Source organism: Actinoplanes sp. NPDC048988 (assembly GCF_043197815.1).
In the GTDB taxonomy this organism is placed as follows: Bacteria; Actinomycetota; Actinomycetes; order Mycobacteriales; family Micromonosporaceae; genus Actinoplanes.
Map to the genome: position 1 here is coordinate 89,290 of NZ_JBICTW010000003.1, position 25,591 is coordinate 114,880.

The following is a 25,591-nucleotide window of genomic DNA, read 5'->3' on the forward strand; positions in this document are numbered from 1 at the left end:
GGGTACGGCCTGCTGCCGCGTCTCACTGTCCAATCAGTGCTTACTCGCCTTGATCACGTAGTAGGCGGGCAGCGCCCCGGCCGTGTCCCCGAGTCCCGCGTACAGCGCCGGCTCGGGGGCCTCCCGGAAAGCGTCCAGCCGCAACCCGGCCCCGGTCAGCGCCATCACGACGTCACTGACCGGCCACACGAACATCGACAACTCGGGCGCGCCGGCCTGCCCACGTGCCCCCTCGGGCCGTTTCGCGTCGTCCTGCTGCCGGTTGGGGCGCCCGCGCCCGAAGTAGTCACCGGCCACCGCCAGCCGCCCCGGCTCCCGGACGGCCAGAACCTCCCACGCCGGATGGTGGTCGCACAGCAGCACGGCCCCACCCGGCCGCAGCCGCGCCGCGACCATGCGGGCGAAGGCGGTGAGGTCGGGCACCCAGCAGATCGCACCCCAACTCAGGTAGATCAGATCCAGCCCGGCCAGATCGGCCGGCGGGTCGAGCATGTCGGCCCGCCGGAAGTCGGCCGCGACGCCCGCCGCGGCCGCCCGCGCCCGGGCCCGGTCGATCGCCACGTCGGAGATGTCGACGCCGACGGCGTGCGCCCCGAGAATGCTCCAGGACAGGACCTCGTCCCCGTACGAGCAAGCAAGCTGAACCACCCGCCGCCCCGTGACGTCCCCGGCCAGCTCCCGCTCGAAATCGGCGAGAGTGACCTCCCCGGCCCGAAACCGCTCGACGGCGATCCCGTCCCGCCGGGGCGCGATCAGATTCCAGCCGGCCCGGTTGCCCTCGGCGAAGCCCGTCACCGGATCCCCTCCGGAAACCGCGGCGTGTCCCACCCGGATCCGGCCCGAAAGCCCGTGTGCGTGCCGTCGAACGGGAAGTCCCCGGCCTCGATCAGCTTGACCACCCGGTCACCCTCGGCCCGGATCGCGGCGGCCCCCGCCCGGTCGTAGTAGAGCGGATCCCCGATGTGCCCGTCGAACTCCGCGGCGTCCTTCCACCGCCAGTCACGACCCGCCGTGACGACGATGTCGAGCACGGAGTCGGTGGTGACCACGCCACCGTCCACCCGGGCGAAGGGCGCCTCCAGATTGACGTACCACCCGTCGAAGACCCCGTCGGCGAACATCCACCACACCGAGTGCGCCGCCCCCGGACGCATCAGCATCAGCAGGTCGACGTGTTCCCACCGCCGGGAAACCAGCCGGGGCTCCCGCATCCGGGCCGGGCTGAGGTCGTGCCCGGTCTTCCCGTCGGCGTCCACAATGGTCGCGAAGTCCGCGCCCACCGGCTGCCACAGCACCAGCCCGTCATCGTCGTCCGCGACGACCCGCATGGCTTGAGCCCACGTACGCCACGACCCGCGCAGATAGCTCCTGGTGATGGTCTGCCCCACTTCGAACCGCACGGCGGCAGGGTACCGGCCTACCTCGTCGCCTCTGTCGTCGCGGACGGTTCGCCGGTGAGGTCCGGCAGCGGGCAGCCGGCGCCCGTGCAGTCGGTCAGGCTGTCGCAGCGGGCCTCGATGACCTCGGCCAGAGTCGCTCGAACCGCCGCGAGTTCGGCGATCCTCCGGTCGATCTCCGCCATCTTGCCGGCCGCCCGCTGCCGCAGATCCGGCGCCGGGCGCCGGTGCCCGCCGTCGAGAAGCCCGGCCACCTCGTCCAGGCTGAACCCGAGCCGCTGCGCCGCCTTGATCACCCGGAGCAGCGCCACCGTCCCGTCCGGATAGAGCCGGTGCCCACCGTTCGACCGTGCCGGCTCCGCCAGCAGCCCCCGCCGCTCGTAGTACCGCAGCGTCTGAACGTTGAGGCCGGCCCGCTCGGCCACCTCCCCGCTCCGCAGAGCGCCCGTCACCGAACGGTCCCGATCAGAGCGGTCAGCACCCCGGCGTGGAGCTCCGGGACTTCCACGTCCAGGAACACGTCGTCGCCCGGGCCGGTGGTGACGGTGAAGGTGAAGAAGGAACAGCACGCGGTCTCGCGGGCGGCCAGGTCGCGAACCGGCGCCGCCGGCCCGGCCAGGCGCAGCCGCGCGTGGGTGGCGCCCGATCGGGTCACCTCGCGGAGCGCGGTCGTGAACAACCTGTCGAACTCGGCCAGTCGCGGGGGCTGCTCGGCCGTCGGCAGTGTGCAGGCATCCGGAACGACGAAGGACATGGCACGACCGTAAGCCTGTACCGGGGTACCGGATGCAATAGTGTCCGGCCCATGACGCCGGACGATCTCGTGAAGGCCGCCCTCGAGTCACCGGCGGACGGCGGCGGCGCCGCCGTCGCCGCCGGCTGGCCAGTCAGCCCCGAGTTGCCCTGGTATCGGCCGCCGGCGATCACCGCCGGGATCCGCCGGATCGAGGCCCGGGAGCAGTTTCGCCGGTACGCCGCCACCGCGCCGGACTCCGGGCTCCGCCGCTGGGCCGCGACCATGGCCGGCCGGCCCGATGGAAATGAGTAGCCCTCGGCGTCAGCGGGTTCGATACTGCGCCGATGACTTTGAAGCCGCTCCGGCCCCGCGCGCTGCGGGCGGGTGACCTCGTCGTCGTCGCGGCGCTGTCCGGGCCGCTGCCCGCCGCCTACGAGGTCAACGTCGAGCGGACGGTGGCGCTGTTCGAACGGATGGGCTTCCGCGTACGCCGGGCGCCTCTGCTCGAAGCCGGCCGGCACCGCTGGTGGAGTGCCGCGACCCCGGCGGAGATCGCCGCCGAGTTCAACCGGCTCCTGCGTGATCCCGAGGTTCGGGCGATCGTGGCGAGTGACGGCGGCCAGACCGTCTTCGGCTACCTCGACCTGATCGACTTCGACGCGGTCCGGGCCGACCCGAAACCGGTTCTCGGCTACAGCGACATCTCCCTGCTGCATCTCGCCCTGTACGCGCGTACCGGCCTGGCCGGATTTCACGCCGACATGGCGGTGCCCGGCTTCGGCGGGTGCTGGCCGGCCGCCCCGGCGCCGCGCCGGGCGGAACTCGAGGCGCTGTACTCGAGGTTGCTGACCTCCACCGAGGCGGCCGGCCTCCTGCCCGCGAGCCCGTCGTGGGAGTGCTGGCGGCCCGGGCGAGCCGAGGGCCCGCTGATCGGTGGCGTGATCAATCGCGTCGCGCTGGTGCAGGCCACGCCCTTCGCCGTGCCGCTCGAGCGGTTCGACGGCGCCATCCTGTTCTGGGAGGAGATGGGCGGCCTGGCCGCCTACGTCTGGACCTATCTGCACGTGTTGCGGCACAGCGGCGTCCTCGACCGGATCGCCGGGATGGTCGTGGGCGTGCCGCGGGAGATCGGCGGGCTCGGCACACCCGGCGAGCCGGGTCTGGCCGAGATCGTTCGGGACGTGCTCGGCGATCGCGACATCCCGGTGCTGGGCAACGTCGACATCGGCCACGCCGGGCCGAATCTTCCGGTGCCGATCGGCGTCCGCGCCGCCCTCGACGCCGGGGAGCGGACGTTGTCGCTGCTGGAACCGGCCGTTCGGTAGGGTGGCGGCCGTGGAAGAGATCGACCGGGCGATCGTGAGCGCCCTGACCGCCGACGGCCGCCTGTCGTACACCGATCTGGCCGAGCGGGTGGGGCTGAGCGTGTCGGCGGTGCACCAGCGGGTGCGGCGCCTCGAGCAGCGGGGCGTGATCTCGGGCTACACGGCCAAGGTCTCGTACGAGGCCCTGGAACTGCCGCTGACCGCGTTCGTGGCCATCCGGCCGTTCGACCCGTCGCAGCCCGACGACGCGCCCGAGCGGCTGGCGCACCTGCCCGAGATCGATTCCTGCTACTCGGTGGCGGGGGAGGACTTCTACATGCTTCTGGTACGGGTGGGCAGCCCCGCCGATCTGGAACGCCTGCTCCAGGAGATCCGCACCGCCGCGAACGTCACCACCCGGACCACGGTGGTGCTTTCCACGCCGTACGAGAATCGCCCGCCCCGCATCGCCCCGTCGGTGCCCGACGTCACCGCGGACAGCTGATGCCGCGGGCCGGCACCGTCACGTCGACGAGGTAGTCGTCGGCGATCTCGCGCATGCAGGCGCTGAGCGAGTACGACCCGTGCCCGGTTCCCTCGTACGTGACCAGCACGCCGCGCGAACCGAGTTGCCTTTCCACATTCCGCGCCCAGTTGATCCCGGTGGCCGGATCGTGCCGCGAATTGAGCAGCAGAAGCGGCACCCGGGTCCGTACGTCGAGATCGTGCTGCGGATTCGTGACGTGCGGCCACCCGAGGCACATGGTCAGCGCGAACGCTTGCGCCGGGAAATGGGTGTCCGGCGCGACCCGTTCGGCCTGCCGCAGAATGCGCCGATAGTCGGCGTACGAATGCACCGGCAGCGACCAGTCGGCACAGAACGCCGGAATGACAACGTCCAGGCGTACGTGCTGACCCTGCCCTGACTTGATGAGGGCGGCCAGTCTCTCGTACTCCCCGTCCTTGAGAAGCTTGTGCGTTATCGCGATCAGATCGAACCGCGTCATTCCGCCTCGTCCCGGATCGGCGTACAGCCGCTGCCACGGTTCGGCGCACTCCGGGCAGGTGGCGAGGAAGTCGTCGAACGCGTCCTCGAAGGCCCACGCCTGCGCGCTCAGGAACGACGCCGTGTCACGGCTGCTGTGGTCGGTGACGCTTTCCAGCACCATCGCCCGCACCCGGCCCGGATAACGGGACGCGTATTCCTGGCCCAGCAGGGTCCCGTACGAGCTGCCGTGGAACGTCAATTGCCGCTCCCCGAGCGCCTTGCGCAGCGCCTCCACATCCCGCACCGTGCTCAGCGTGTCCGCGTGCCGCCACACCGGCCCGGTCCGCCGTTCGCAGTCCGCCCACAATTCCCGGTTGTGGCGCAGCGTTTCCTGGAACTGCTTCGCCGAGGTCAGGACAGGGTCAGGGGCGGCTTGCATCAGTACGGGGTCGCAGGTCATCGCCGAACTGCCGCCCACCCCGCGCGGGTCGAAACTGACGATGTCGAACCGCGCCCGCAGATCCCGGAACCGGCCCGCGTTGCCGACCACCCGGTCGACGCCGGAGTCACCGGGCCCGCCCGGCCCGAAAACGAGGGTGCCCACTTTGTGCGCCTGGTCGGTCGCCTCCCGTTTCGCGATTGCTATTCCGATGGTCGCCCCGCGCGGCCGCGCCCAGTCGACGGGAACGGTCAGCGTGGCGCAGGAGACGCCCTTCTCCGTACCGCACGGTTGCCAGTCCAATCCAGTGGTGGCCACCGGAACCGGCCCGGCGGCCACCATGACGAGAGCGAGAAGCGTATGCATGCCTCGATGCTTCTCGATCCCCACGGGCTCGCGGATCAGGAATGACCCCTAATCCTGTCCGGCACGACGGCGCTCGGCCGGGGGATCACAGGTCGAGGAGGATCGGCTGGTCGGGTACGCCGTTGGTGAGCAGGGCGGCCAACGGCGTGACGAGTCCGCCGGGGCCGAACAGGTCGGGGCCGCGGTAGGAGGTGATCTCGGGGACGGTCCACCAGCGCAGTTCGGTGATGTTCTCGGCGGCCAGTTGGGCGTCGGAGAAGGTGCCGCGCGGTGTGAACCTCGGCGTGCGTACGAGGAAATAGTCCTGGATCGCGCCGTCGTAACCGGCGATGTAGGCCGGGTCGACGACCTCGCGGTGCCACACGTGCGGCGGCGTCGTGTCGAGGGTGTAGCCGACCTCTTCCCGCAGCTCGCGGCGCAGCGCCTCGAGCAGGGTCTCGCCAGGCTCGACCTTTCCGCCGGGCATGGCCCACACCGCCCGGCCGGGCATGGCGTGGCGGCAGAGCAGGATCTGCTCGTCGCCGGTCAGCAGGAGGGCGCGGACCGCCGGGCGCAGCCTCATGCCGGCGTCAGGCAGGCGCGGGCGCATTCGGTGATGTACGGCAGCTGGAACTCGGTCCGGCCGACCAGCTCGGGGTGGGTCGCGATCAGCTTGCGGACCTCGCTGAGCAGGGCGGCGCGCTCGTCCGGGGCGAGCAGGATCACGTAGCTGCGCGAGGCGACCATGTCGATGAGACGTTCGGGGCCGATCAGCTCGGTCCATTCGAACCGTTCGATCTCGACCGGGCCGAAGGGGGCGCCGATCGTGGTGTCGCGGTCGCTCTCCGGGCTGTTGATGATCTCGCCGAGGCGGCGGACCCAGTCGGTGCGCTCGTCGCGCAGGTTCCACAGCAGGCCGAGACGGCCGCCGGGGGACAGGACGCGGGCCACCTCGGGCGCGGCCTTGGCAGGGTCCACCCAGTGCCAGGCCTGGGCGACCAGCACGACGTCGGCCGAGCCGTCCGGCAGCGGGATCCGCTCGGCGCTGCCCAGCAACGCCGGGACGCCTGGAACCGACTTGCGCAGCTGCTCGAGCATTCCCTCGGACGGGTCGACCGCCGAGACCGGCAGCCCGCGTTCGAGCACCTGACGGGTCAGTTTGCCCGTGCCGGCCCCGAGGTCGATCACGCGCGGCTGCCCGGCGGGCAGGAGCCAGTCAAGAGCGGCTTGCGGGTACGAGGGCCGGCCCCGCTCATAGATGTCAGCGACGGGGCCGAACGATTGGGCGTGCGCGGCGCGATCAGTCACAAAGGGATCTTATCTATCACAGTATCCTAGGATGCCTTACGCGATGTGCGCCGCCCCACGGCGAGCCCGCGAGTCGAGGCCAACCCAAAAAGGAATCAACGACATCCCTGATTTGGACGCGGAGGGCCCCGGTGACGTGCGAGGTGCGCGGGTTGCTCGGCTCGGGCAGGCCGGCGGGACGCGCTGAAAAGACCGCCGGCTGGGCGGAGGCCGTGGTGGGGCGCCGGTGGCTTCGGCGCTGCTCGCCGTGGGGTGCGCCGAAAGAGCCGGTTGCGAAGCCGTCCGAATCGGGGGAGCCAGCCCGCAGGACGGCTATGCCGGCCGTGGTGTGGGACCGACGCCAACGCCGACGGCGACGCGGGTGGTGGGGTCGCTGTTTCGAAAATGCGCGGGGTGGGCACGTTTGGAGCAGAACCGCACTACCACGGAGGTTGAACGATGAGCTTCACCGATAAGGTCAAGAATGAGGCCGAGGAGCTGACCGGCAAGGCCAAGCAGGCCGTGGGGCGGGCCACCGACAACGAGCGGCTCACCGCCGAGGGCGAGGCTCAAGAGACGGCGGCGCACGCCAAGCAGGCGGGCGAGCACGTGAAGGACGCCGGCAAGGATGTCCGCGACGCCTTCAAGTGAGCTGATGGAGACGCGGAACCGCAGCTTGCTGTGGGGTTCCGAAGGAGGACGGCCCCCGGGGATCTCCCCGGGGGCCGTTGCCTTTTCACGCTGTTTCGCTGGCCTGCTGTTTGCGCCACCAGTCCTGGCCGGACTCGGGGAGTGTGTCGATCGGGTCGTAGTAGGCGTAGAGCTTCGACAGGGCTTCGCTGTCGTCCTGTTCGATGGAGGTGCGGTAGTTCTTCGTCCAGTACGAGATGCCGTGGTCGCGGTCGTACTCGGACACCATGTGCACCCAGCGTTTGCCGACGAACGGCACGTCGCAGACGATGCGCGGGGTGGCGTAGCCGGGCAGGTAGCCCATCATGTCGTGCTGGAGTTGCTGGGCGTGCCAGACGGGGACGCGCCAGTGTTCGGCGTGCGGGATCATGTCGCACATGTAGAAGTAGTACGGCAGGATGCCGGCCTCGCCTTGCAGGGCGAAGCAGAGGTCGAGCAGGTCGGCCGTGGTGGCGTTGACGCCGCGCATGAGGACGCCTTGGTTGCGGACGTCGCGGACGCCGACTTCCAGGAGTGTCTGGGCGGCGCGGGCGACGAGCGGGGTCAGCGAGTTCACGTGGTTGACGTGGGTGTGCACGGCCAGGTTGACGCCGCGGCGCTGGGCGGTGATGGCGACGCGGTGCAGGCCTTCGACGACGTCGTCCTGCAGCCAGTGCTGGGGCAGGCCCATCAGCGCTTTGGTGGCGAGGCGGATGTCGCGGACGGTGGGGACCGAGAGCAGGCCCATGAGGTACGTCTCGAGCTGCTTCCAGGGGACGTTGGCGACGTCGCCGCCGCTGACGACCACGTCGCGTACGCCCGGGTGGGCTTTGAGGTAGTCGAGGTGGGCCTGGTAGCGGTCGACCGGCTTGAGGGTGAGCTTGAGTTTGTCGACCGTCGGGGTGCTGTTGCCGACGAGGTCCATGCGGGTGCAGTGGCCGCAGTACTGCGGGCAGGTCGACAGGAGTTCGGCCAGGACCTTGGTGGGGTAGCGGTGGGTGAGGCCCTCGGCGACCCACATGTCGTGCTCGTGGAGGCTGTCGCGGGTGGCGTGCGGGTGTGACGGCCAGTCGAGGTGGCGGTCGGTGGCGACCGGGATCATGTAGCGGCGGATCGGGTCGGCGTAGAACGCGTCGGTGGTGACCTCGCCGGTGGGCACCATGGTGTTGAGCATCTGGGGCGGCACCAGCATGGACATGGTGGCCAGGCGCTGCTGGTCGGTTTCGAGGTCGGTGTAGAAGCGTTCGTCGAGCTTGTCGCCCATGACGGCGCGGAGCTGCTTGATGTTCTTGACGCAGTTGACCCGCTGCCATTGGGCGGATTCCCATTGGGCGGCGGTGACGTCGCGCCAGCCGGGGAACCGGGTCCAGTCCGGTTCGATCAGGGGGCGGCGCTCATAGAGATAAGGCTGGACGTCCAACGGTGCCTCCTGATCGATCGTTCGGACCGCCTCAACGTACCGGATGATTTTCGGTCTAGTGAAGGCATGGCCGGAGGATTTACGGTATGGATACGTGCCGGGTTCCTTGATTTTTACGTTGGGTGGGTGTGATGGGGTCTGTGGGGCTCGATCGGGTGCTGGCTCCCGAGGGTGTTCTGCCGCAGGCGGCGTGGCGCTTGGACGCCCGTCCGGAGGTCGGTGCGGACGAGGTACGGGTGCGGGTGGAGCGGCTGAATCTGGACGCGGCGAGTTTCCGGCAGTTGTCGGAGAAGCACGGCGGTGACGGCGCGAAGGTGCGGGCCGAGGTGCTGGAGATCGTCGGGACGCGCGGGAAGATGCACAACCCGGTGACCGGTTCGGGCGGCATGCTGATCGGCGTGGTCGACGCGGTCGGCCCCGAGTCGCCGCTGGGCGTGAAGCCGGGGGACCGGGTCGCGACGCTGGTGTCCCTGACGCTGACCCCGCTGACGATCACCGATGGCCTCACGAACTGGGACGGGCTCAGTGAGCAGGTGCCGGCCGAGGGCACGGCGATCCTTTTCGGCCGCTCGATCGTCGGTGTGCTGCCGGACGATCTCGCGCCCGAGTTGGCTTTGGCGGTGTACGACGTGTGCGGCGCTCCGGCGCTGACCGACCGCGTTGTTCGTCGATATCCGGACAACCCGACGGTGGCCGTGCTCGGCGGCGCCGGTAAGAGCGGTTCCCTGGCGCTGACCGCGGCCCGGCTCGCCGGGGCCCGTACTGTCGGAATTGTCCGTAACGACGAAGAGCGGGCGAGCCTCGAGGACATCGCGGACGTCGCCATGATCGCCGACGCCCGGAATCCGGTCGAGGTCGCGCGGAAGGTCAGGGAAGCGCTGGGCGAGGAGGCCACGGTCACGGTGGTCTGCGTCGACGTGCCGGGATGCGAGCACGGTGCGATCCTCGCCACGGCCGAGGGCGGCACGGTGATCTTCTTCTCGATGGCGACGAGCTTCCCGGCGGCCGCGCTGGGCGCGGAAGGCCTGGCCGCGGACGTGACGATGCTGATCGGCAACGGCTACGTGCCCGGGCACGCCGCGTTCGCGGTCGATCTGCTGCGCCGCGTTCCGGCGGTCCGGTCCCTCTTCGAGGCCCGCGTCGCGGGAGACTAGCCCCCATGACTGAGGTCCTCTACACCAACGGCCGCCTCTACTCACCGGCTGACCCGAAGGCCACCGCCTTGCTGGTCCGCGACGGCAAGATCGCCTGGCTCGGCGCGAAGGACGACGCCCCCCGCGCCGACCAGACCGTGGATCTCGGCAACGCCCTGGTCACGCCCGCGTTCGTGGACTCTCACCTGCACGCCACGGACACGGGCCTGGCCGCCGAAGGCCTCGACCTGTCGCCGGTCCGTTCGGCGGGCGAGCTGCTGGACGCGGTGGCCGCGTTCGCCAAGACCCGGGCCGCCGACGCGGTCGTGCACGGGCACGGCTGGGACGAGTCGACCTGGGGCGCCGAGCAGACGCCGCCGACCGCGGACGAGCTCGAGCGGGCGGCCGGCGGCCGCCGCGTCTACCTGTCGCAGGCGTCGGTGCATTCCGCCCTGGCGAGCACGTCGCTTCTCGCGGCGGCCGAGAAAGGGCCCGGGTTCGACGCTTCCGGCTGGGTGCGGGAGCAGGCCCACCACGCCGTACGGGCGGTGGCGCTCGGCTCGCTGACCCCGGCCCAGCGCACGCGGGCGCAGCGGGCCGCCCTGGAGCTGGCGGCCTCGAAGGGTATCGCCGCGGTGCACGAGTGCGGCGGCCCCGGCACGTCCAGCGAACAGGACTTCCAGTCGGTCCTGGCGCTGTCGTCGGCCGGCCTGCCGAAGGTGTTCGGCTACTGGGGCGAGCTCGGCGCCGCCGAGAAGGCCCGGGACCTGGGCGCGGTCGGCGCGGCCGGTGACCTGTACGCGGACGGGGCGCTCGGCTCGCGTACGGCCTCGGTCCGGGAGCCCTTCCTGGACGGCGACCACGGGCACGGTGAGGCGTTCCTGACCGCCGAACAGGCGGCCGAGCATCTGATCGACTGTGTGCGGGCCGGGGTGCAGGGCGGCTTCCACGCGATCGGCGACGCCGCCATCGAGACCGTGCTGGAGGGCTTCGCGATGGCCGCCAAGCGGGTCGGCGTGGACGCGCTGCGCGAGGGCCGGCACCGGATCGAGCACGTCGAGCTGATCGACAAGGCGATGATCGCGCGGATGGTCGAGTTCGGGGTGATCGCCTCGGTGCAGCCGGTCTTCGACGCGCTGTGGGGCGGCCCCGACAAGATGTACGCGCAGCGTCTGGGCGTGGAGCGGGCGATGGCGTCGAACCCGATCGGCGCGATGCACGCGACCGGGGTGCTGCTGGCGTTCGGCTCCGACTCGCCGGTGACCGCGCTGGACCCGTGGGCGATGGTGCGGGCGGCGGTCGCCCCGCACAACCCGGTCTACCGGATGAGTGTGCGGGCGGCGTTCGCGGCGTCGTCGCGCGGCGGCTGGCGGGCGGCCGGGGTGGACGGGGTGGGTGTGCTGGCGCCGGGCGCGTCGGCCACGTTCGCGGTCTGGGACACCCCGGACGGCGTACGGGAAGGACTGCCGGTTCTGACCAGCTCGCCCGTGTGCCGGCGCACTGTTCTGCACGGCGAGACGATCTACGAAAAGGGATAAGAGGATGGCGGGGAAGCTGGATCTGGATCCGCGGGTGGTGCGTGAGGCGCGCGCGCTCGCGACGCGGGCGGGTCAGCCCGTGGTCGACCTCGCGCGCTCGCACACGACGGTGTCGGTGGAGCGGGCGGTGCTGCGCCTGGCCGGGGTGCGCGGGGCCGACTCGGACGGCATCCCCTGGGTGAACCGGCTGGTCGACGCGGTGCGCGCGGACGTGGGGCTCGAGCACGGGGTGGCCGTGCCGGTGTTCCACGCGATGCGCGCCACCGGCGTCGACGACATCACGGTGCTCGCGCAGAAGGCCGCCGCGGGGGCCGTACGCTTCGGCGTACCCACCAGGAAAGCGGAAGCCACCGCGGCCCGCCGGCTGGCCAGAAGGGCGACCAACGACGGCCTGAAGACCATCGACCGGCGACGGTCCGAACGCGACCGCCTGATCAAGCGGTACGGGGACCCCGAGCAGCGCCCGTGGATCTATCTGATCGTCGCCACCGGGGACATCCTGGAGGACATTCCGCAGGCCCAGGCGGCCGCGCGGGCCGGCGCCGACGTGATCGCGGTGATCCGCTCGACCGGGCAGTCGCTGCTGGACTACGTGCCGGAGGGCGCCACCCGGGAGGGCTTCGCCGGCACGTACGCGACGCAGGAGAACTTCCGGCTGATGCGGGCGGCCCTGGACGAGACGTCCAGGGAGCTGGGCCGGTACGTGCGGCTGACCAACTACGCGTCCGGGCTGTGCATGCCGGAGATCGCCGCGCTGGCCGGCCTGGAACGGCTCGACATGATGCTCAACGACTCGATGTACGGGATCCTGTTCCGCGACATCAACCCGATCCGCACCTTCGTCGACCAGCGGTTCAGCCGCCAGGTCCACGCCCGCGCCGGCATCATCATCAACACCGGCGAGGACAACTACCTGACCACGGCCGACGCGGTCGAGGCGGCCCACACGGTGACGGTGTCGCAGCTGCTCAACGAGTTCTTCGCGCACGAGGCCGGCCTGCAGAACTGGCAGCTCGGCCTCGGGCACGCGTTCGAGATCAATCCGGAGCTGCCGGAGTCGTTCCGCCTGGAGCTGGCGCACGCGCTGCTGGCCCGCGAGCTGTTCCCGGACGCCCCGCTGAAGTGGATGCCGCCGACCAAGCACATGACCGGCGACGTGTTCCGCGGCAACCTGCTGGACGGTTTCTTCAACCTGGTCGGCGCCCTGACCGGACAGGGCATCCTGCTGGTCGGCATGATGACCGAGGCGGTGGTCACCCCGTGGCTGTCCGACCGCGACATCGCCCTGCAGAACGTGCGCTACGTCCTGACCGGCGCCGGGAACCTGCACGAGGACTTCGTCCCCGCCCCGGGCGGCTTCATCCAGCAGCGCGCCCACGCCGTCCTCGGCGAGGCCATCGACCTGCTGCGCCGCATCGAGAACGACACCCTGCTCACGGCTATCGCCGACGGCACCTTCGGCATCATGAAGCGCCCCGCCGACCGCGGCAAGGGCCTCGACGGCGTCGCCCAGCACGCCGAGGACTACTACAACCCGGTGACGGAGGCGTTGGAGGCATGAGCATCGTTCGGCCCTATGGGGACACCACCGGGGACGGGATGGTGCAGCTGTCGTTCACGCTGCCCGTGCCGCATGACAAGCGGGCCGAAGGGGCCGCCGTGCAGTTGGCCAACAAGATGGGGATGGATCCGGCGCTGCTGGTGCACGCCAAGCCGATGGGCGACGGGTTCACGTTCTTCGTGGTCTACGGGCGGGTCAATCATCTGGTCGACACCGATCAGGTGCAGGTCGTCGAGCGGGACTTCCCGCTGCTGAGCGCCAAGGAGGTCAACGCCGTCATCAAGCGGCGGATGCGGCGGCGGCTCAACGTGGTGGGCGCCTGCATCGGCACCGACGCGCACACCGTGGGCATCGACGCGATCCTCAACGTCAAGGGGATCGCGGGGGAGAAGGGCCTGGAGTACTACCGGGAGCTGTCGGTGACCAACATGGGCGCTCAGGTGTCGGTGCCCGACCTGGTCGAGACGGCCCGCGCGCAGAAGGCCGACGCGGTGCTGGTGTCGCAGGTCGTCACCCAGCGCGACGCGCACCTGCAGAACACCCGGGCCATGTCGGCGGCGTTCCGTGAGGCGCTGCCGGCCGGGAAGCGGCCGCTGCTGATCGTGGGCGGCCCGCGCTTCGACGAGCTGATGGCGGCCGAGCTCGGCGTCGACCGGATCTTCGGGCGGGGTACGACCCCGCGCGAGGTCGCCTCGTATCTCGTTCACGCGCTAGTCGGGAGCCAGAATTGATCACTGTCACGCATCGCCGGTACGTGCCGTACTCGCACGCCCACTACGCCGGGAACCTGGTCGACGGCGCGTACTCGCTGGGGTTGTTCGGCGATGTGGCGACCGAGGTGTGCATTCAGCTCGACGGGGACGAGGGACTGTTCGCCTCGTACGACGACGTGCAGTTCAAGGCGCCCGTGCAGGCCGGCGACGTCCTGGAGGTCACGGCGACGGTCGTGCACATGGGCACCCGGTCGCGGAAGATCGCGTTCGAGTCGCGGGTGGTGTGCCGGGGGACCGGCGGGTCGTCGGCGATGGTTCTCGAGACGCCGATCGTCGCCGTGTCCGCCACGGGGACGGTCGTCGTGCCGCCGAAGAATTGAGCGACACCGTGGTGTGTGTGGACGTCGGGTCCACGTACACCAAAGCCGCTCTGATCTCTCTGTCGCCGGCGGCCCTGGTGCGCCGGGCCGAAGTGCCGACCACGTCCGCCGGCGACGTTCTGGCCGGGCTGGACGAGGCGGTCGCGGCGGTCGGCGGGCTCGGTTCCCCGTTGTACGTCTGTTCGTCCGCCGGCGGAGGCCTGCGGCTCGCCGTCGTCGGGTACGAGTCGCTGGTGACCGCCGAGGCCGGGCACCGGGTCGGCTTGTCGGCCGGCGCGCAGGTCGTGCACGTGGCCGCCGGTCCTCTCGATAAATCGGGAATGTCGGAACTGAGGGAGTCGCGGCCGGATGTGATCCTGCTCGTCGGTGGTACCGACGGCGGCGACGGTGACGTGCTGCTGCACAACGCCCGGCGGCTCGGCAACGCCCGGATCAGGGTGCCGGTGGTGGTGGCGGGCAACGCCGAGGTGCGCGACGAGGCCGCTTCCCTGCTGCACGGCCCGGTGACGCTCGCCGGCAACGTCCTGCCCCGGATCGGGGTGCTCGAGCCCGGGCCGGCCCGCGCGGCCATCCGCGACGTCTTCCTCCAGCACGTGATCGGCGGCAAACGTCTGTCCCGGGGCAAGCGCTTCACGTCCCTCGTCCGGGCGGCCACACCCGACGCCGTGCTCGCCGGCGTCGAACTGCTGGCCGACGTCACCGGGGCCGGTGTGCTCGTCGTCGACGTCGGCGGCGCCACCACCGACGTGTATTCGGCCCTGCTGCCGGACGCGGAGAGCGAGTCCGGCCCGCGCCGGGACGTGGCGGGTACCCTCTGGCGCTCCCGGACCGTGGAGGGCGATCTGGGGGTCGCCGTCGGCGCCCCCGGCACACTGGCCGCGGCGGCGGCCGAGAAATTGGCACTGACGCCTTCCGGTGACCGTGGGTTAGCCGCGGCCGCCGCCACGATCGCCCTGCGGCGGCACGCGCGTGGCCACTCGTCCGGTCCCGGTCAGCCCCGCACCGGCGGCCGGGACCTGCGCGACGTGCGCCTGGTGGTCGGCTCGGGCGGGGTGCTGCGGCACGGCGGCGGCGCATATGTGCTGGACGCGGTCCTGTCCGACACCGCCGGCGGCTGGGCCGCCCCGTCCGAGGCCCGCACCGTCGTCGACGAGCAGTACGTTCTGGCCGCGGCCGGGCTGCTCGCGAATGATCACCCTCACGTCGCGGCCACCCTCGTGAACAGCCTGTAGCCCGATCGGGTACAGGACATGACACGCCGGGGAACGCGACACGCCCGGGGCAGGGGGCGGCGGTTGACAGAGGGGCGGGGGAGCGACGTACCGTCGTCGAATCCTGAGCACGGCAGCGACTCTGTTCGCTCCGTTCCTCCGCCCACTGGCCGCAGTCCTCGCAGGGGTCGCGCGTTCAGCCAGGTCCAGGGGGTGGGGGTCGGCGGGGCGGCGGCGGACCGGTCGCGACCGCGGTGGAGCAGGGGAGTGAACGGCGCCAGTAGACAACGGCACGTCAGCGGGCAGCCAGCCCGGTGCGGGCCGGTCCGAAGGTGACCGCGACCTCCGGCTGTTCCACCGGCCGTGTCCAGGAGACGGAATCGATGAAACAGGCGCGGTCCCGCGGGGCCGCGCCTGTTTCCCGGTGGAGGCCGTGCCGTTATCCGGTGCGGGTAGCCTCTCGCGGGTGGAGATGACGTTGCAGCCCCCCGCTGCGCCGCTGGTCACGGCGCACACCGACCCGCCACGCCCCGTGCGGCGGCGGTACGCGTACGCGCTCACCGTGCTCGCGGGTCTCGCGCTTCTCCTCGCCCTGCCGCCGTACGGCCTGTGGTGGCTCGCCCCGGCCGGCGTGGCCCTGCTCGCCGCCGCCACCGGCCACCGCCGTCTCGGCGGCGCCTTCGGCATGGGTTTCCTGGCCGGGGCGGTGCTGTTCGTCCCCCTGCTCGACTGGACCCGGATCGCCGCCGGCTGGCTGCCCTGGATGCTGCTGGCGCTGGCCGAGGCCTGCTTCGTCGGCCTGACCGGGGTGGCCATCGCCTGGCTGGCGCCGCTGCTGGACCGCTGGCGGGCCCTGTGGCCGCCGGTGCTGGGCCTGCTCTGGGTGGCCCAGGAAGCGGCCCGCGACCGGGCGCCGTTCGGCGGCTTCCCGTGGGGGCGGCTCGCCTTCAGCCAGGACGAGGCCCCCGCGCTGCGGCTCGCCGCCTCAGGTGGCGCCCCGTTGGTCACGTTCGCCGTGGCGGCCGCCGGAGGGGCGCTTGTGGCCCTGCTGTGGCGCCGCCGATGGTCGTACGCCGCCCTCGGCTATCTCGCGGCCCTGGCCGCTCTGATCGCCGGCCCGCTGCTGGTGCCGGTGGCCGAGGCGAGCGGCCCCACCCAGACCGTCGCCGTCGTGCAGGGCAACGTGCCCCGCCTCGGCCTCGACTTCAACGCCCAGCGCCGCGCGGTGCTCGACAACCATGTCCGGGCCACCAAGCAGCTCGCCCTCGACGTCGCCGCCGGCAAGGCGCCCAAGCCCGACCTGGTCGTCTGGCCGGAGAACTCCAGCGACATCGACCCGCTGCGCAACGCCGACGCCGCCCAGCAGATCTCCGACGCCGCGAACGCGATCGACACGCCGATCCTGGTCGGCACGGTCCTGCGTACGGACAAGCCGGCCGACATCAAGAACGCCGGCATCCTGTGGAACCCGGGCACCGGCCCCGACCTGGCCCAGCAGTACGTCAAACGCCACCCGGTGCCGTTCGCCGAGTACGTGCCGCTGCGCTCGATCGCCCGCCTGGTCACCGACAAGGTCGACCTGGTGAGGAACATGCTCGCCGGTGACCACCCCGGCGTCATCCGATCGGGTGCGCTCACCATCGGCGACGTCATCTGCTTCGAGGTGGCGTACGACGACATCGTCCGCGACACTGTGGTGGGCGGCGCCCAGGTGCTGGCCGTGCAGACCAACAACGCGACCTTCAACGAGGCCGAGGCCCGCCAGCAGCTGGCCATGGTCCGGTTGCGGGCCGTCGAGCACGGCCGCGAGGCGCTGATGGTGTCCACCGTCGGGGTGTCGGCGTTCGCCGGCACGGCCGGTCAGGTGTACGACTCCAGCGGCTTCAACGTCGGCTCGGTGATGGTGCGTGACATGCACGTGGGCGATACGACTACGCTGGCGACTCGTTTGGGCCATTGGCCCGAGATGGTCATGGTCGCTTTGGCGATCGTGGCCGTGGCCGGTGCGTTCGTGATGCGACGCCGGCGGCGTACGACCAGCGACGATGCGGAGGCACGGTGAGCGAGGCGGAAGGCTACCCGGGGGTGGGGCGTGTCCTCGTGGTGATCCCGACCTACAACGAGGCGGACAACATCCGCCTGATCACCGAGCGGACCCGCCGTGCGGTCCCGTCGGTCGACATCCTCGTCGCCGACGACAACTCGCCGGACGGCACCGGCGCGATCGCCGACGAGATCTCGGCCGCCGACGACCACGTCTTCGTCCTGCACCGGGCCGGCAAGGAGGGTCTGGGCGCCGCCTACAAGGCCGGTTTCGCCTGGGCCAAGAACAAGGGGTACGACGCGGTCGTCGAGATGGACGCGGACGGCTCCCACGCGCCCGAGGAGCTGCCCAAGCTGCTCGACGCGCTGCGCGACACCGACGCGGTCCTGGGTACCCGCTACATCCCCGGCGGCAGCGTGCACAACTGGCCGCTGCACCGGCTGCTGCTCTCCCGCGGCGGCAACATCTACATCAAGATGGCGCTGGGCATGCCGTTCAAGGACGCCACCGGCGGCTACCGCGCCTACCGGATGCCGGTGCTCGACGCGATCAACGTCGACACGGTCGCCTCCACCGGCTACTCGTTCCAGGTCGAGCTGGCCTGGCGCTCGTACAAGGCGGGCTTCCGGATGGCCGAGGTGCCGATCACGTTCACCGAGCGCGAACACGGCGTCAGCAAGATGAGCGGCAACATCTTCAAGGAACAGCTGCTCAGGGTGACCCTGTGGGGCGTGCAGACCCGCCGTGAGGCGCTGCGGGCCCGGTTCGGCAAGAGCCGCCGCGAAGGTTCCACCTGGCCGTGACCGGGCACGGGCGTGTCATGCTTGGATTCTGACACCGGAGGTCCCTATGCGCCGTCGAGGCCTGGCTCTGCTTCCCGCGGGCCTGTCACTGCTGGCGATCGCCGAGATCGTCGTGTTCATCCTGGTCGCCCACGCGATCGGCGGCGGCTGGGCCATCCTGCTGGCCGCGGCCGCGAGCCTGGCCGGCATGGCGCTGCTGCGCCGCGAGGGCATGAAAGGCTGGCGCCGCTTCCAGGCCGCCTCGGTCGAGGGCCGCCCGCCGGGCGACGAGGTGATCCGCTCGCTGGTCGGCCTGGGCGGCGCCCTGCTGCTGGCCATCCCCGGCTTCATCACGGCGGTGGCCGGCCTGCTGCTCCTGCTCCCGCCGGGCCGCCAGCTGGCCCGCCGCGGCGTGGAACGCTACGCCAGCCGCTTCGTCGGCTTCGACGCGTTCGGTCCCCGCAAGGTCCGCGTCCGTCCCGGCGACCCCATCGTCGTGATCGACGACGACCGCCCGGCCACCCGGACCCCCGCCGCCGCCATCGAGGGCGAAATCGTCGAGGGCGAAGTCCTGCGCTGACCCTGGCGCGGTTCCCACGCCCGCACATGCGCGTCGCGCGCGCTACCGCTTCCCAACCAACGCGAAAGGGCCGTTCCGGAAATCTCCGGAACGGCCCTTTCGCGTTGTGGTGTTACCGGCCCCGACGGGTCCGGACCTCCTGAAGGCGCTCGTTGAGGATGTCCTCGAGCTCCGAGATCGAACGCCGCTCCAGGAGCATGTCCCAGTGGGTACGCGGCGGCTTCGCCTTCTTCTGCTCCGGCTCGCTGCCGTCGACCAGGCGGGCGACGCTGCCGTCGAACTTGCACTCCCAGGTGGTGGGCACCTCGGCGTCGACGGCGAACGGCACCTCGAACTGGTGACCCTTGACGCACAGGTACTCTCGGGTCTGCCGGGGCGCCAGCTCCGTGTTGCGGTCGGACTCGTAGCTGACCGCGCCAAGACGGCTGCCGCGCAGCATGCGTTCGCCCATGATTGGCTTCCCCTCGCTCGTGGTGCTGCTCTCGTTGGTGTAACGAAAGGGGCGGCCGCGGGATTCCTGCGGTCGCCGAGACTACAGCGTTCGATATGACAGCACTGCCGGTATGACAACACCGCCGTTGTGACGCCAGTGTTAACGCTACGAGCGTAGCCGCCCGAGGCCCTTACCCGGCATACCGCACCCCCGCCGAAGTGGACCTTGGTCCACTTTACGGCCTATGGGTGTTCTACAGGTGATGCGACTTCGGTCACCCGGTCGAGTAATTCCGCAAATCGGCACTCCTGTTCCGCTCCTCGCCGGTCAATATTCGTCCGCCGGTCGCTCAAGATGAGCACTCTTCACCCGGCTGCTCAGGCCGCCGTGTGGATTTGGTCACCCCTGTCCCTCAGGCCACAGGCGCGCGGGTCCATCGGCGGCGAGGAACTCCGCTGACCGAATCCCGGCGTTGGTGACCAGGACGTCGATGCGGGCCCGTGCCCCGTGCGGCCTCGATCAGTGACCACCGACGTGGATGTCCGGCCAGGAGCCGGCCGCGGGCACCGGAGGATCTTCGTCTTCAGGCACCTGACGCGGTTCGCCTGGATGACGGCCGATTCAAGACCACCCCGCCGGCCAGGGCGACCGCTCCATACACGAACGTCGCGCCGGCGGTGCCGCGTCGATGTCGGCCGTTTCGGTCTTGGTGAAGTCCACGGTTGCCGTGCGATCGGGAGGGGCTCGGCTGAAGCCTGTGCGGCGACGGCGAGTGCCGCCTTGGATCGTGTGGTTGCTCGCAGCGGATCCGGAGTTTGTCCGGGTCCGCTGCGGGCGGCGGGACCAGCAGATCAGTTGTGGGTGGCCTGAGCCGGGGCGGGGCGGGTGCCGCCGAGGGACGCCAGGGCGGAGGCCAGGTCGCTGACCTGTGTGGACAGCTGCGCGGCCCGGGTCTGGGCGGCTTCGGCGTCGGACTGGGCGGTGGCGAGGCGGCGTTCGAGGTCGGCGCGGTCGCGGGCGGCCCGGTCCAGTTCGTCGCGCAGGCCTCGGAGGGTGTCGCGTTCGGCGCGGGCCTCGGCGGCATCACGCTGGGCTTGGGTGAGCTCGGCGCGGGCGTCGGCGGTGTCGCGGTGGGCTTGGGCCAGCTCGGCTTGGTGGGCTTCGCGGTCGGTGGCGGCGTTTCGCCGTACCTCGGCAAGGGTCTTGTCGGCGGCCGCGAGCTGCTCGGCGGCTTCGCGGCGGGCGGTGGCCAGCTCCGTGTCGAGGCGGCGGGCCTCGTCGCGGGCGGTGTCGCGCTCCCGGCGCAGCTCCTCGCCGCGCTGGGCGGCGGCTTCGGCGTCTCGCAGGGCGGTCGCCAGGTCACGCTCGGCGGCCTCGCGGTCGCGGCGTACGTCCTGAAGCTCCGTCCGGGTGACCGACAGTTCGTCGCGGGCCGCGTCCCGGTCGGCTTCGGCCCGTTCCTTGAGCGCCCCGGCCGCGGTGGCTTCCCGGCGCGCCTCGTCGCGTTCGGTGCGGGCCTGCTCGGCGTCGCGGCCGGCCTGCTCGGCGGCGCGCGCGGACTCCTCGGCCCGGTGCTGGGCCTCGTCGCGTTCGGCGGTGGCGGCCGCGGCCACCTGCTGCGCGGCCGACGCCTCGGTGGCGGCCCGTTCGGCGTCGCGGCGCGCGTCGTCGCGTTCGGTGTGCGCGGCCGCGATCTGCCCCGACGTCTCAGCCCGGATCTCGGCCACCTGGCGTTCCACGCCGGCCGGGGAGAGCTCGGAGTGCAGGGCCTCGGACAGCCCGGTGACGAGCTGGTCGAGCCGGTCGACCACCTCCCACGTACGGGCCACCTGCCCGGCCAGCCCCGGCGAGGCCCGGTGCCGCATGCGCACGTTGCGGGAGGCGCGCTGGCACTCCCCGTCGTTGTCCCGGCAGTAGCGGAACGGCCGCCCGGCGGACGAGCGCTGCGGAACCGGCCGTCCACAGTGAGCGCAGGGACGGGTCTCGGAGGCGGTGTCGTTCTCGTTCATCGCGACCCCACCCTAGGCCCCGCGCCCCGGAAGATCGCGCCACCACACCGATCCCCACAAACATCCTAGGACGCTCTACGCGATGTGCGCCCCGTCATCGGTCACGGCCACAAGAAAATCAAAAAGGAATCAACGACATCCCACCAATTGCCTTTCGGCTTCTGCTCGGGTCAGAGATGGGCGTGGACGACCGCGTACATCAGCCGCCAGAGAGATGCCGTGAGGATCGCGGTGGGAATCGCGGTGATCAGCAAAAGCGGCCAGTGCCGCCAGAGGCGACGGGCGAAGACCAGCCCGACGAGTACGGCGAGGGGCAGCACCACCCGCACGAAGGCGGCGATCGCGACCCCGCGAAAGAACTCGGCTTCGTCTCCGGCGCCCGACGGCAGATCCCACGGCGGCACGGTCGGCATCCGGTACCAGCCTTCGCCGGACAGCAGCCCGTACGCGACACCGGCGGCGACCGCGGCCCGGCGCGTCCCCATGATCCGTCGCGGTGGCCCGCTCGCCTCCGTTCCCCGCGGCGGCTCCACCTCAGAGCCGAAACACCGCTGAAGGTGCGCCGGCGTGGTCGTAGGGGTCCTGGTCCGTGGCGCGTCGGGCGTGGAGTCGTTCGGCGAGGGACGGACCGCGTGGCCGAGGAGGCCGAGCAGTGGGCCGGCGACCAGCGAGCCGGTGAGCCAGATGGTGGTCATGATGGCGACGTTGAGCAGGCCGTGCAGGTCGCCTGAGCTGCCGCCGCTCCAGCGCCGGCTGACGAGCACGATCAGCAGGTAGTAGCCGAGGGTGGCGGTCACCAGGACTGTGGTGGCGGTGGCGGCGGCGTGCCGGGGGTTGCGGGCGTGGTGGCCGGTGAGCAGGGCGGCCAGGCCCCAGGCGAAGCCGCTGCTGGTGAGCGCGACCATGACGTGCCCGCCGATGCCGTCGACGTGGTCGGCGGTGAATGCCAGGAGGGCCAGCGCTGTTGCCGTGCCGGTGGCGGGGAGGACCGCGAGTGGTGTTCGTCGTGGTGGGGTGGTCGCGCGGTTCGCCAAGCCGTGTCTCCCTCGGTGTGCCGGCGGGTTTCAGGGGGTGTGGAGGGTGGTGAGGAAGTCGGTCCAGTTGGTGGGGTCGGGTTCGAAGGTTTCGTGGGCGGCGATCATGGGGCCGCGGTAGCCGCGGATGTAGCGGTGCAGGGCTGTGGGTGTTCGGATGCCGAGGGTGTGGTGGCTGGCGTGGTAGACCTCGCCGCCGTTGCCGGTGTGGTCGCCGGGGCGGGGTTGGTGGGTGAGGCCGAGGGTTTTGTGCAGGGTGGTCCAGGCGGTGGGCCAGTCGGTGATGGGCGGGCCGAAGGCGGTGACGGGTGTGGCGGTGCGGCCGGGGAAGTGGTTGAGGTAGGTGGTGAGGGTGGCGTTGAACAGGGCGACGCCGTGGCTCATGGCCTCGTATTCGTCGGCCCAGTCGTCGCCGGGCAGGAAGCCGCTGGTGATGGCGCGCAGGGTGGTGGCGGATTGGTGGTGGCCTTCGATGAGGAATTCGAAGGCTTGGAAGCGGCCGTCGGGTGTGGTGTCGGTGCGGTAGGCGAAGTGGTGGGGTGGGTCGTTGGCGGTGATGGTGGCGGTGGGGAAGGTGGTGGTGCCGAAGGCCGTCCGGACGGTGTCGTGGTCGGTTTCGGTGTGGCCGATGTACCAGGAGGAGATGCCGGGTCCGGTGGCGATGGCGTTCCAGACGTGTTCGGGGTCGGTGTCGACGGTGGTGTCGAGTTCGATCTCGTATTCCTTGCCCATGGTCATTTCTTCTCGGCGGCGGAGTCGAGGGCGGGGTGGACGGCGAGGACGAGGCGGTGTTTGCGGCCGGTGTCGCTGTGGTAGCGGGCGAGCAGGCCGGTGACGGTGGCGGTGAGTTCTTCGGCGAAGGCGGCGCGGTCGGCGGGGGTGGCGAAGCGGATTTCGCCGTCGAGGGCGTAGGTGGCGAGGCGTTGTCTGCTGGTGGCGGCGCCGGTGATGAGGGCGCCGACGTCGCGGACGAGGCGGGCGGCGAGGGCGAGTAGCCAGCGGGCGGAGAGGCGGTCGGGGGCGCGGGTGGGGTCGGGGGCGACGGCGGGCAGGGCGTTGGGGGAGATGACGTAGGAGGCGGCGGTGGCTTGCATCAGGCGTTCGGTGACGTTGCCTTTGCGGCGTTCTTCGACGAGGTGGACGAGGCCGTGTTGTTCGAGGGTCCGCAGGTGGTAGTTGATTTTTTGCCGGGGCAGGCCGATTTTGCCGGCGAGGGTGGTGGCGGAGCCGGGTTGGGCGAGTTCGGCGAGGAGGCGGCTGCGGATGGGGTCGAGGGAGATCTCGGCGGTGGCGGGGTCCTCGATGACGGCGATGTCGTGCATGTGGTCGACCTTGGCACCGAAAAGAATTCTTGTCCAGGTGGGCGGGGGTGTATGCCGACGGAGGCGGGCTGGTCGGCGGGGAATCGGCGTGGTGGGTGTCTGGTCATGGCAGGGTGGCGGCGGTGAGGGCGCGGGTGAGGCGGGGGTCGGTCAGGACGTCGGTGCTGTCGATGATCTGGTCGGCGCAGCCGGTGGTGGGCAGGGCGCGCAGGGTGGGGTCGGTGATGGCGTCGCGGAGGGCGTCGGTGAAGCGGGCGGCGCCGATGACGGCGTAGCCGCGGTCGAAGAAGGGGCGGCGGGCCGGTGGTTGTTCGGCGCTGAGGCCGAGGTCGTTCTGGCGGAGGGCGGCGATTTCGAGGGCGGCGCAGAGCGCGTTCTCCCGGTCGTGTTCGTCGGTGGTGTAGAGGGCGGCGCGCAGGGCGGCGGCGGTGAGGTCGGCGGGCAGGGTGTGGGTGAGCCATTTGGCGTACGGGGGCCAGGTGCGTTCCTGGAGCAGGTGCAGGCGGGCCACTTCGCGGCAGAGGCGGGCGGTGAGCATGCGGGTGCCGAGGTCGTCGCCGTTTTCGGCGGCGCGGGCGGGGAACGCTTCTTCCTGGCTGATGCGGGCCCATTGGCAGGCGAGGATGTAGCGCCAGATGTCGGGTGGGTACCAGGCCAGGCCTTCGCGGGCGGCGGTGAGGACGTTGCCGGGGTCGTGGAAGATGTCGCCGCGGGTGAATTCGGCGAGGCGTTGCCAGGGGGTGGCGAGCCAGTCGAGCAGGCCGATGCCGTCGGCGGGGTCGAAGCCGAGGAGGTCGCGGCACCAGGTGGGGAAGGGCTGGATGCGGACGTAGTGGTCGACGTCGCCGTCGGTGTGGGCCATGCTGCGGACGCGGGCGCCGGGTGGTTCGAAGTGGGTGGGCCAGCCGCGGACGTGTTTGGGCAGGCGGCGGGCGAGAAGTTGGTGCAGGTCGCCGGGGTTGTCGACGAACAGTTCGAGGCGGGGTCCCCAGTCGTGGTCGGTGGAGCGTTCGGTGTCGTAGCCGAGGACGTCGGAGCCGGGGCCGAGCCGGGCGGCCGCGTGGGGCAGGTCGCCGAGCAGGGGGCGTACGGCTTCGAAGTAGAAGTGGCGGGCGAGGGTGAGGCCGGGCAGGAATTCAGGCATGCCTCGCAAGGTAGCGGCGGTCGCTGGCATGATCCGGGGTTGTCCACAGGAACGTGGTTGTCCACAGCGGTCACCTTGGGCCTACTAGTGTTGTGGTAGTGCCGATTCCCGAGGATCTGATGCGACCGGGGTGGACTGTCGAGGAGCTGGTGCACAGCACCGCGAACGAGGTCACCGGCGGGGTGTGGCGGTTGCGCCGGGAGGGTTCGTCGGTGGTGGTGAAGGTGGCCGCGCCGCGGCGGGCGGGCGCGGCGGCTCATCTGGCGGCCAGTGACGATCCTGGTCACTTCAACTATTGGCGGCGTGAGGTCGAGGCGTACGCGTCGGGGCTGGCGGGTCGGGCTTTCCCGGGTTTGCGGGGGCCGGAGTTGGTGGAGGTGGTGTCGCGGTCGGACGGGTCGGTGGCGCTGTGGCTCGAGGATGTCCGGGGCCGGCCGGGCACGAGCGGCGGCCCGGGTGATCTGGGGGAGGTGGCGTTTCGGCTCGGCGCCGCGCAGAAGCAGTGGCTGGGTGGGCGGCCGCAGGACGGTTGGCTGGCCCGGGATTGGTTGCGGGATTACACGCTGGCGCAGCCGGTGGGTGGTGAGCTCGACTGGGGGCATCCGGCGATCGTGGCGGGCTGGCCGAAGCCGGTGCGCGACGGGTTGCGGCGGTTGTGGCAGCGGCGGCACGAGATCCTGGCGGTGACCGACGGGTTGCCCCGGACGTTGTGTCACCACGATGTGTGGCCGATGAACCTGGTTTTCGCGGCGCCGGGGCCGGTGTTGCTGGACTGGGCGTTCGTGGGGCCGGGGGCGGTCGGGGAGGACGCGGCGAATCTGGCCTTGGACGCGTTTTTCGACGGGCTGGTCGACATCGCGATGCTGGACGAGGTGCTGGCCGTTGTGGCGCGGCAGTATTGCCGTGGCCTCGACGGTGCGGTCGACGAGGCCACGGTGCGGCGGGCTGTCATGGCGTGTGGGGCGGCGAAGTATTTCTGGCTGGCGCCGCGGATGGTGTCGGCCGCCGCGGCGGGCTGGGCCCGGAGGCCGGGGTACGACAGCCGCGGGATCGAGGCGATGGTGGCCGGCCGGGGTCCGGTGCTGGCGGTGGTCGCCCGGTGGGCGGACGAGGTGCTGTGAG

At 71.2% G+C, this 25,591-nt stretch carries 28 protein-coding genes; 14 read left to right on the forward strand and 14 right to left on the reverse strand.

Annotated features, from left to right (window positions below):
* Window positions 1–33 precede the first annotated feature (33 nt).
* Genes ACGFJ7_RS11155 through ACGFJ7_RS11170 form a run of 4 tightly spaced genes read right to left on the reverse strand, consistent with a single transcriptional unit; the run spans window position 34 to window position 2,151 of the window.
* Entirely contained in the window at window positions 34–795 is a 762-nt protein-coding gene (locus tag ACGFJ7_RS11155) for a class I SAM-dependent methyltransferase (protein ID WP_392642074.1), read from the reverse strand.
* Window positions 792–1,400: a DUF402 domain-containing protein gene (locus tag ACGFJ7_RS11160; RefSeq protein ID WP_392642076.1), complete on the reverse strand. Its 609-nt coding sequence runs from the start codon at window positions 1,398–1,400 to the stop codon at window positions 792–794. Before ACGFJ7_RS11160 ends, ACGFJ7_RS11155 begins: the two co-directional genes overlap by 4 nt.
* 17 nt (window positions 1,401–1,417) lie before the next feature.
* Window positions 1,418–1,849, reverse strand: a complete 432-nt coding sequence (locus ACGFJ7_RS11165) for a MerR family transcriptional regulator (RefSeq protein ID WP_360249499.1) — start codon at window positions 1,847–1,849, stop codon at window positions 1,418–1,420.
* The gene (locus ACGFJ7_RS11170; RefSeq protein ID WP_392642078.1) at window positions 1,846–2,151 is read right to left on the reverse strand and encodes a hypothetical protein; all 306 of its coding nucleotides are present in this window, start codon (window positions 2,149–2,151) and stop codon (window positions 1,846–1,848) included. Before ACGFJ7_RS11170 ends, ACGFJ7_RS11165 begins: the two co-directional genes overlap by 4 nt.
* A gap of 51 nt (window positions 2,152–2,202) precedes the next feature.
* Between ACGFJ7_RS11170 and ACGFJ7_RS11175 the strand changes: the two genes are divergently transcribed.
* Genes ACGFJ7_RS11175 through ACGFJ7_RS11185 form a run of 3 tightly spaced genes read left to right on the forward strand, consistent with a single transcriptional unit; the run spans window position 2,203 to window position 3,942 of the window.
* Complete coding sequence (locus ACGFJ7_RS11175; RefSeq protein ID WP_392642080.1) at window positions 2,203–2,445, forward strand: hypothetical protein; 243 nt, start codon at window positions 2,203–2,205, stop codon at window positions 2,443–2,445.
* Window positions 2,446–2,477: 32 nt separating this feature from the next.
* Complete coding sequence (locus ACGFJ7_RS11180) at window positions 2,478–3,458, forward strand: S66 peptidase family protein (RefSeq protein WP_360249490.1); 981 nt, start codon at window positions 2,478–2,480, stop codon at window positions 3,456–3,458.
* 10 nt (window positions 3,459–3,468) lie between these two features.
* Window positions 3,469–3,942 (forward strand): Lrp/AsnC family transcriptional regulator, encoded by a 474-nt coding sequence (locus ACGFJ7_RS11185; protein ID WP_360249487.1) that lies wholly within the window; start codon window positions 3,469–3,471, stop codon window positions 3,940–3,942.
* On the opposite strand, the gene ACGFJ7_RS11190 is transcribed toward ACGFJ7_RS11185, so the two are convergent.
* The 3 genes from ACGFJ7_RS11190 to ACGFJ7_RS11200 form a co-directional block, all read right to left on the reverse strand.
* Entirely contained in the window at window positions 3,926–5,230 is a 1,305-nt protein-coding gene (locus ACGFJ7_RS11190; protein WP_392642082.1) for an alpha/beta hydrolase, read from the reverse strand. The genes ACGFJ7_RS11185 and ACGFJ7_RS11190 overlap by 17 nt on opposite strands.
* An 85-nt stretch (window positions 5,231–5,315) precedes the next feature.
* Window positions 5,316–5,792 (reverse strand): NUDIX domain-containing protein, encoded by a 477-nt coding sequence (locus ACGFJ7_RS11195; RefSeq protein ID WP_392642084.1) that lies wholly within the window; start codon window positions 5,790–5,792, stop codon window positions 5,316–5,318.
* Window positions 5,789–6,517, reverse strand: a complete 729-nt coding sequence (locus ACGFJ7_RS11200) for a class I SAM-dependent methyltransferase (RefSeq protein ID WP_360249478.1) — start codon at window positions 6,515–6,517, stop codon at window positions 5,789–5,791. The genes ACGFJ7_RS11195 and ACGFJ7_RS11200 overlap by 4 nt, the downstream gene beginning before the upstream one ends.
* Window positions 6,518–6,955: 438 nt before the next feature.
* On the opposite strand from ACGFJ7_RS11200, the gene ACGFJ7_RS11205 reads away from it, so the two are divergent.
* Window positions 6,956–7,147, forward strand: coding sequence for a CsbD family protein (locus ACGFJ7_RS11205; protein ID WP_360249475.1), 192 nt, complete (start codon window positions 6,956–6,958; stop codon window positions 7,145–7,147).
* An 85-nt stretch (window positions 7,148–7,232) separates the two neighbouring features.
* Here the strand turns inward: ACGFJ7_RS11205 and ACGFJ7_RS11210 are convergent, their stop codons facing one another.
* A complete protein-coding gene (locus ACGFJ7_RS11210) occupies window positions 7,233–8,633 on the reverse strand; it encodes a KamA family radical SAM protein (protein ID WP_392642414.1) in 1,401 nt (466 codons plus the stop codon).
* Between the two features lie 83 nt (window positions 8,634–8,716).
* On the opposite strand from ACGFJ7_RS11210, the gene ACGFJ7_RS11215 reads away from it, so the two are divergent.
* From ACGFJ7_RS11215 to ACGFJ7_RS11255, 9 genes are all read left to right on the forward strand, one after another.
* The gene (locus ACGFJ7_RS11215) at window positions 8,717–9,739 is read left to right on the forward strand and encodes an L-erythro-3,5-diaminohexanoate dehydrogenase (protein WP_360249469.1); all 1,023 of its coding nucleotides are present in this window, start codon (window positions 8,717–8,719) and stop codon (window positions 9,737–9,739) included.
* Between the two features lie 5 nt (window positions 9,740–9,744).
* Window positions 9,745–11,256 carry an amidohydrolase gene (locus tag ACGFJ7_RS11220; protein ID WP_392642087.1) on the forward strand — a complete coding sequence of 504 codons (1,512 nt, stop codon included), beginning with the start codon at window positions 9,745–9,747 and terminating at the stop codon, window positions 11,254–11,256.
* Between the two features lie 4 nt (window positions 11,257–11,260).
* Window positions 11,261–12,817, forward strand: a complete 1,557-nt coding sequence (locus ACGFJ7_RS11225) for a lysine 5,6-aminomutase subunit alpha (RefSeq protein WP_392642089.1) — start codon at window positions 11,261–11,263, stop codon at window positions 12,815–12,817.
* Window positions 12,814–13,548 (forward strand): OAM dimerization domain-containing protein, encoded by a 735-nt coding sequence (locus ACGFJ7_RS11230; protein ID WP_360249460.1) that lies wholly within the window; start codon window positions 12,814–12,816, stop codon window positions 13,546–13,548. Before ACGFJ7_RS11225 ends, ACGFJ7_RS11230 begins: the two co-directional genes overlap by 4 nt.
* Window positions 13,545–13,910, forward strand: coding sequence for a hotdog domain-containing protein (locus tag ACGFJ7_RS11235; RefSeq protein WP_360249457.1), 366 nt, complete (start codon window positions 13,545–13,547; stop codon window positions 13,908–13,910). Before ACGFJ7_RS11230 ends, ACGFJ7_RS11235 begins: the two co-directional genes overlap by 4 nt.
* Window positions 13,911–13,918: 8 nt before the next feature.
* The gene (locus tag ACGFJ7_RS11240; RefSeq protein ID WP_360250012.1) at window positions 13,919–15,142 is read left to right on the forward strand and encodes a glutamate mutase L; all 1,224 of its coding nucleotides are present in this window, start codon (window positions 13,919–13,921) and stop codon (window positions 15,140–15,142) included.
* Between the two features lie 451 nt (window positions 15,143–15,593).
* Window positions 15,594–17,183, forward strand: a complete 1,590-nt coding sequence (gene lnt, locus ACGFJ7_RS11245) for an apolipoprotein N-acyltransferase (protein ID WP_360249454.1) — start codon at window positions 15,594–15,596, stop codon at window positions 17,181–17,183.
* Entirely contained in the window at window positions 17,180–17,968 is a 789-nt protein-coding gene (locus ACGFJ7_RS11250; RefSeq protein WP_360249451.1) for a polyprenol monophosphomannose synthase, read from the forward strand. Before lnt ends, ACGFJ7_RS11250 begins: the two co-directional genes overlap by 4 nt.
* Window positions 17,969–18,014: 46 nt before the next feature.
* Window positions 18,015–18,527, forward strand: a complete 513-nt coding sequence (locus tag ACGFJ7_RS11255) for an FxsA family protein (protein WP_360249448.1) — start codon at window positions 18,015–18,017, stop codon at window positions 18,525–18,527.
* Between the two features lie 112 nt (window positions 18,528–18,639).
* On the opposite strand, the gene ACGFJ7_RS11260 is transcribed toward ACGFJ7_RS11255, so the two are convergent.
* From ACGFJ7_RS11260 to ACGFJ7_RS11285, 6 genes are all read right to left on the reverse strand, one after another.
* Window positions 18,640–18,978, reverse strand: a complete 339-nt coding sequence (locus ACGFJ7_RS11260) for an RNA polymerase-binding protein RbpA (RefSeq protein WP_020517072.1) — start codon at window positions 18,976–18,978, stop codon at window positions 18,640–18,642.
* Window positions 18,979–19,811: 833 nt separating this feature from the next.
* Window positions 19,812–20,969 (reverse strand): serine/threonine protein kinase, encoded by a 1,158-nt coding sequence (locus ACGFJ7_RS11265; RefSeq protein ID WP_392642093.1) that lies wholly within the window; start codon window positions 20,967–20,969, stop codon window positions 19,812–19,814.
* Between the two features lie 170 nt (window positions 20,970–21,139).
* Window positions 21,140–22,003 (reverse strand): hypothetical protein, encoded by an 864-nt coding sequence (locus tag ACGFJ7_RS11270; RefSeq protein ID WP_392642095.1) that lies wholly within the window; start codon window positions 22,001–22,003, stop codon window positions 21,140–21,142.
* Between the two features lie 30 nt (window positions 22,004–22,033).
* Window positions 22,034–22,735 carry an SRPBCC domain-containing protein gene (locus tag ACGFJ7_RS11275; protein ID WP_360249438.1) on the reverse strand — a complete coding sequence of 234 codons (702 nt, stop codon included), beginning with the start codon at window positions 22,733–22,735 and terminating at the stop codon, window positions 22,034–22,036.
* 2 nt (window positions 22,736–22,737) lie between these two features.
* Window positions 22,738–23,325: a helix-turn-helix domain-containing protein gene (locus tag ACGFJ7_RS11280; RefSeq protein ID WP_360249435.1), complete on the reverse strand. Its 588-nt coding sequence runs from the start codon at window positions 23,323–23,325 to the stop codon at window positions 22,738–22,740.
* Between the two features lie 103 nt (window positions 23,326–23,428).
* Window positions 23,429–24,469, reverse strand: a complete 1,041-nt coding sequence (locus ACGFJ7_RS11285; RefSeq protein ID WP_392642097.1) for a DUF4037 domain-containing protein — start codon at window positions 24,467–24,469, stop codon at window positions 23,429–23,431.
* 98 nt (window positions 24,470–24,567) lie between these two features.
* Here ACGFJ7_RS11285 and ACGFJ7_RS11290 point away from each other — a divergent pair, with 98 nt between their 5' ends.
* Window positions 24,568–25,590: a phosphotransferase gene (locus ACGFJ7_RS11290; protein ID WP_360249429.1), complete on the forward strand. Its 1,023-nt coding sequence runs from the start codon at window positions 24,568–24,570 to the stop codon at window positions 25,588–25,590.
* The last annotated feature ends 1 nt before the right edge of the window (window position 25,591 follow it).

Excerpts from the sequence above, each read along its gene's own strand:
- ACGFJ7_RS11230 (WP_360249460.1), top strand. The coding sequence starts at position 12,814 with ATGAGCATCGTTCGGCCCTATGGGGACACCACCGGGGACGGGATGGTG.
- ACGFJ7_RS11275 (WP_360249438.1), bottom strand. The coding sequence starts at position 22,735 with ATGGGCAAGGAATACGAGATCGAACTCGACACCACCGTCGACACCGAC.
- ACGFJ7_RS11220 (WP_392642087.1), top strand. The coding sequence starts at position 9,745 with ATGACTGAGGTCCTCTACACCAACGGCCGCCTCTACTCACCGGCTGAC.
- lnt (WP_360249454.1), top strand. The coding sequence starts at position 15,594 with ATGACGTTGCAGCCCCCCGCTGCGCCGCTGGTCACGGCGCACACCGAC.
- ACGFJ7_RS11175 (WP_392642080.1), top strand. The coding sequence starts at position 2,203 with ATGACGCCGGACGATCTCGTGAAGGCCGCCCTCGAGTCACCGGCGGAC.
- ACGFJ7_RS11225 (WP_392642089.1), top strand. The coding sequence starts at position 11,261 with ATGGCGGGGAAGCTGGATCTGGATCCGCGGGTGGTGCGTGAGGCGCGC.
- ACGFJ7_RS11260 (WP_020517072.1), bottom strand. The coding sequence starts at position 18,978 with ATGGGCGAACGCATGCTGCGCGGCAGCCGTCTTGGCGCGGTCAGCTAC.
- ACGFJ7_RS11195 (WP_392642084.1), bottom strand. The coding sequence starts at position 5,792 with ATGAGGCTGCGCCCGGCGGTCCGCGCCCTCCTGCTGACCGGCGACGAG.
- ACGFJ7_RS11280 (WP_360249435.1), bottom strand. The coding sequence starts at position 23,325 with ATGCACGACATCGCCGTCATCGAGGACCCCGCCACCGCCGAGATCTCC.
- ACGFJ7_RS11205 (WP_360249475.1), top strand. The coding sequence starts at position 6,956 with ATGAGCTTCACCGATAAGGTCAAGAATGAGGCCGAGGAGCTGACCGGC.
- ACGFJ7_RS11170 (WP_392642078.1), bottom strand. The coding sequence starts at position 2,151 with ATGTCCTTCGTCGTTCCGGATGCCTGCACACTGCCGACGGCCGAGCAG.
- ACGFJ7_RS11180 (WP_360249490.1), top strand. The coding sequence starts at position 2,478 with ATGACTTTGAAGCCGCTCCGGCCCCGCGCGCTGCGGGCGGGTGACCTC.
- ACGFJ7_RS11255 (WP_360249448.1), top strand. The coding sequence starts at position 18,015 with ATGCGCCGTCGAGGCCTGGCTCTGCTTCCCGCGGGCCTGTCACTGCTG.
- ACGFJ7_RS11190 (WP_392642082.1), bottom strand. The coding sequence starts at position 5,230 with ATGCATACGCTTCTCGCTCTCGTCATGGTGGCCGCCGGGCCGGTTCCG.
- ACGFJ7_RS11285 (WP_392642097.1), bottom strand. The coding sequence starts at position 24,469 with ATGCCTGAATTCCTGCCCGGCCTCACCCTCGCCCGCCACTTCTACTTC.
- ACGFJ7_RS11215 (WP_360249469.1), top strand. The coding sequence starts at position 8,717 with ATGGGGTCTGTGGGGCTCGATCGGGTGCTGGCTCCCGAGGGTGTTCTG.
- ACGFJ7_RS11265 (WP_392642093.1), bottom strand. The coding sequence starts at position 20,969 with ATGAACGAGAACGACACCGCCTCCGAGACCCGTCCCTGCGCTCACTGT.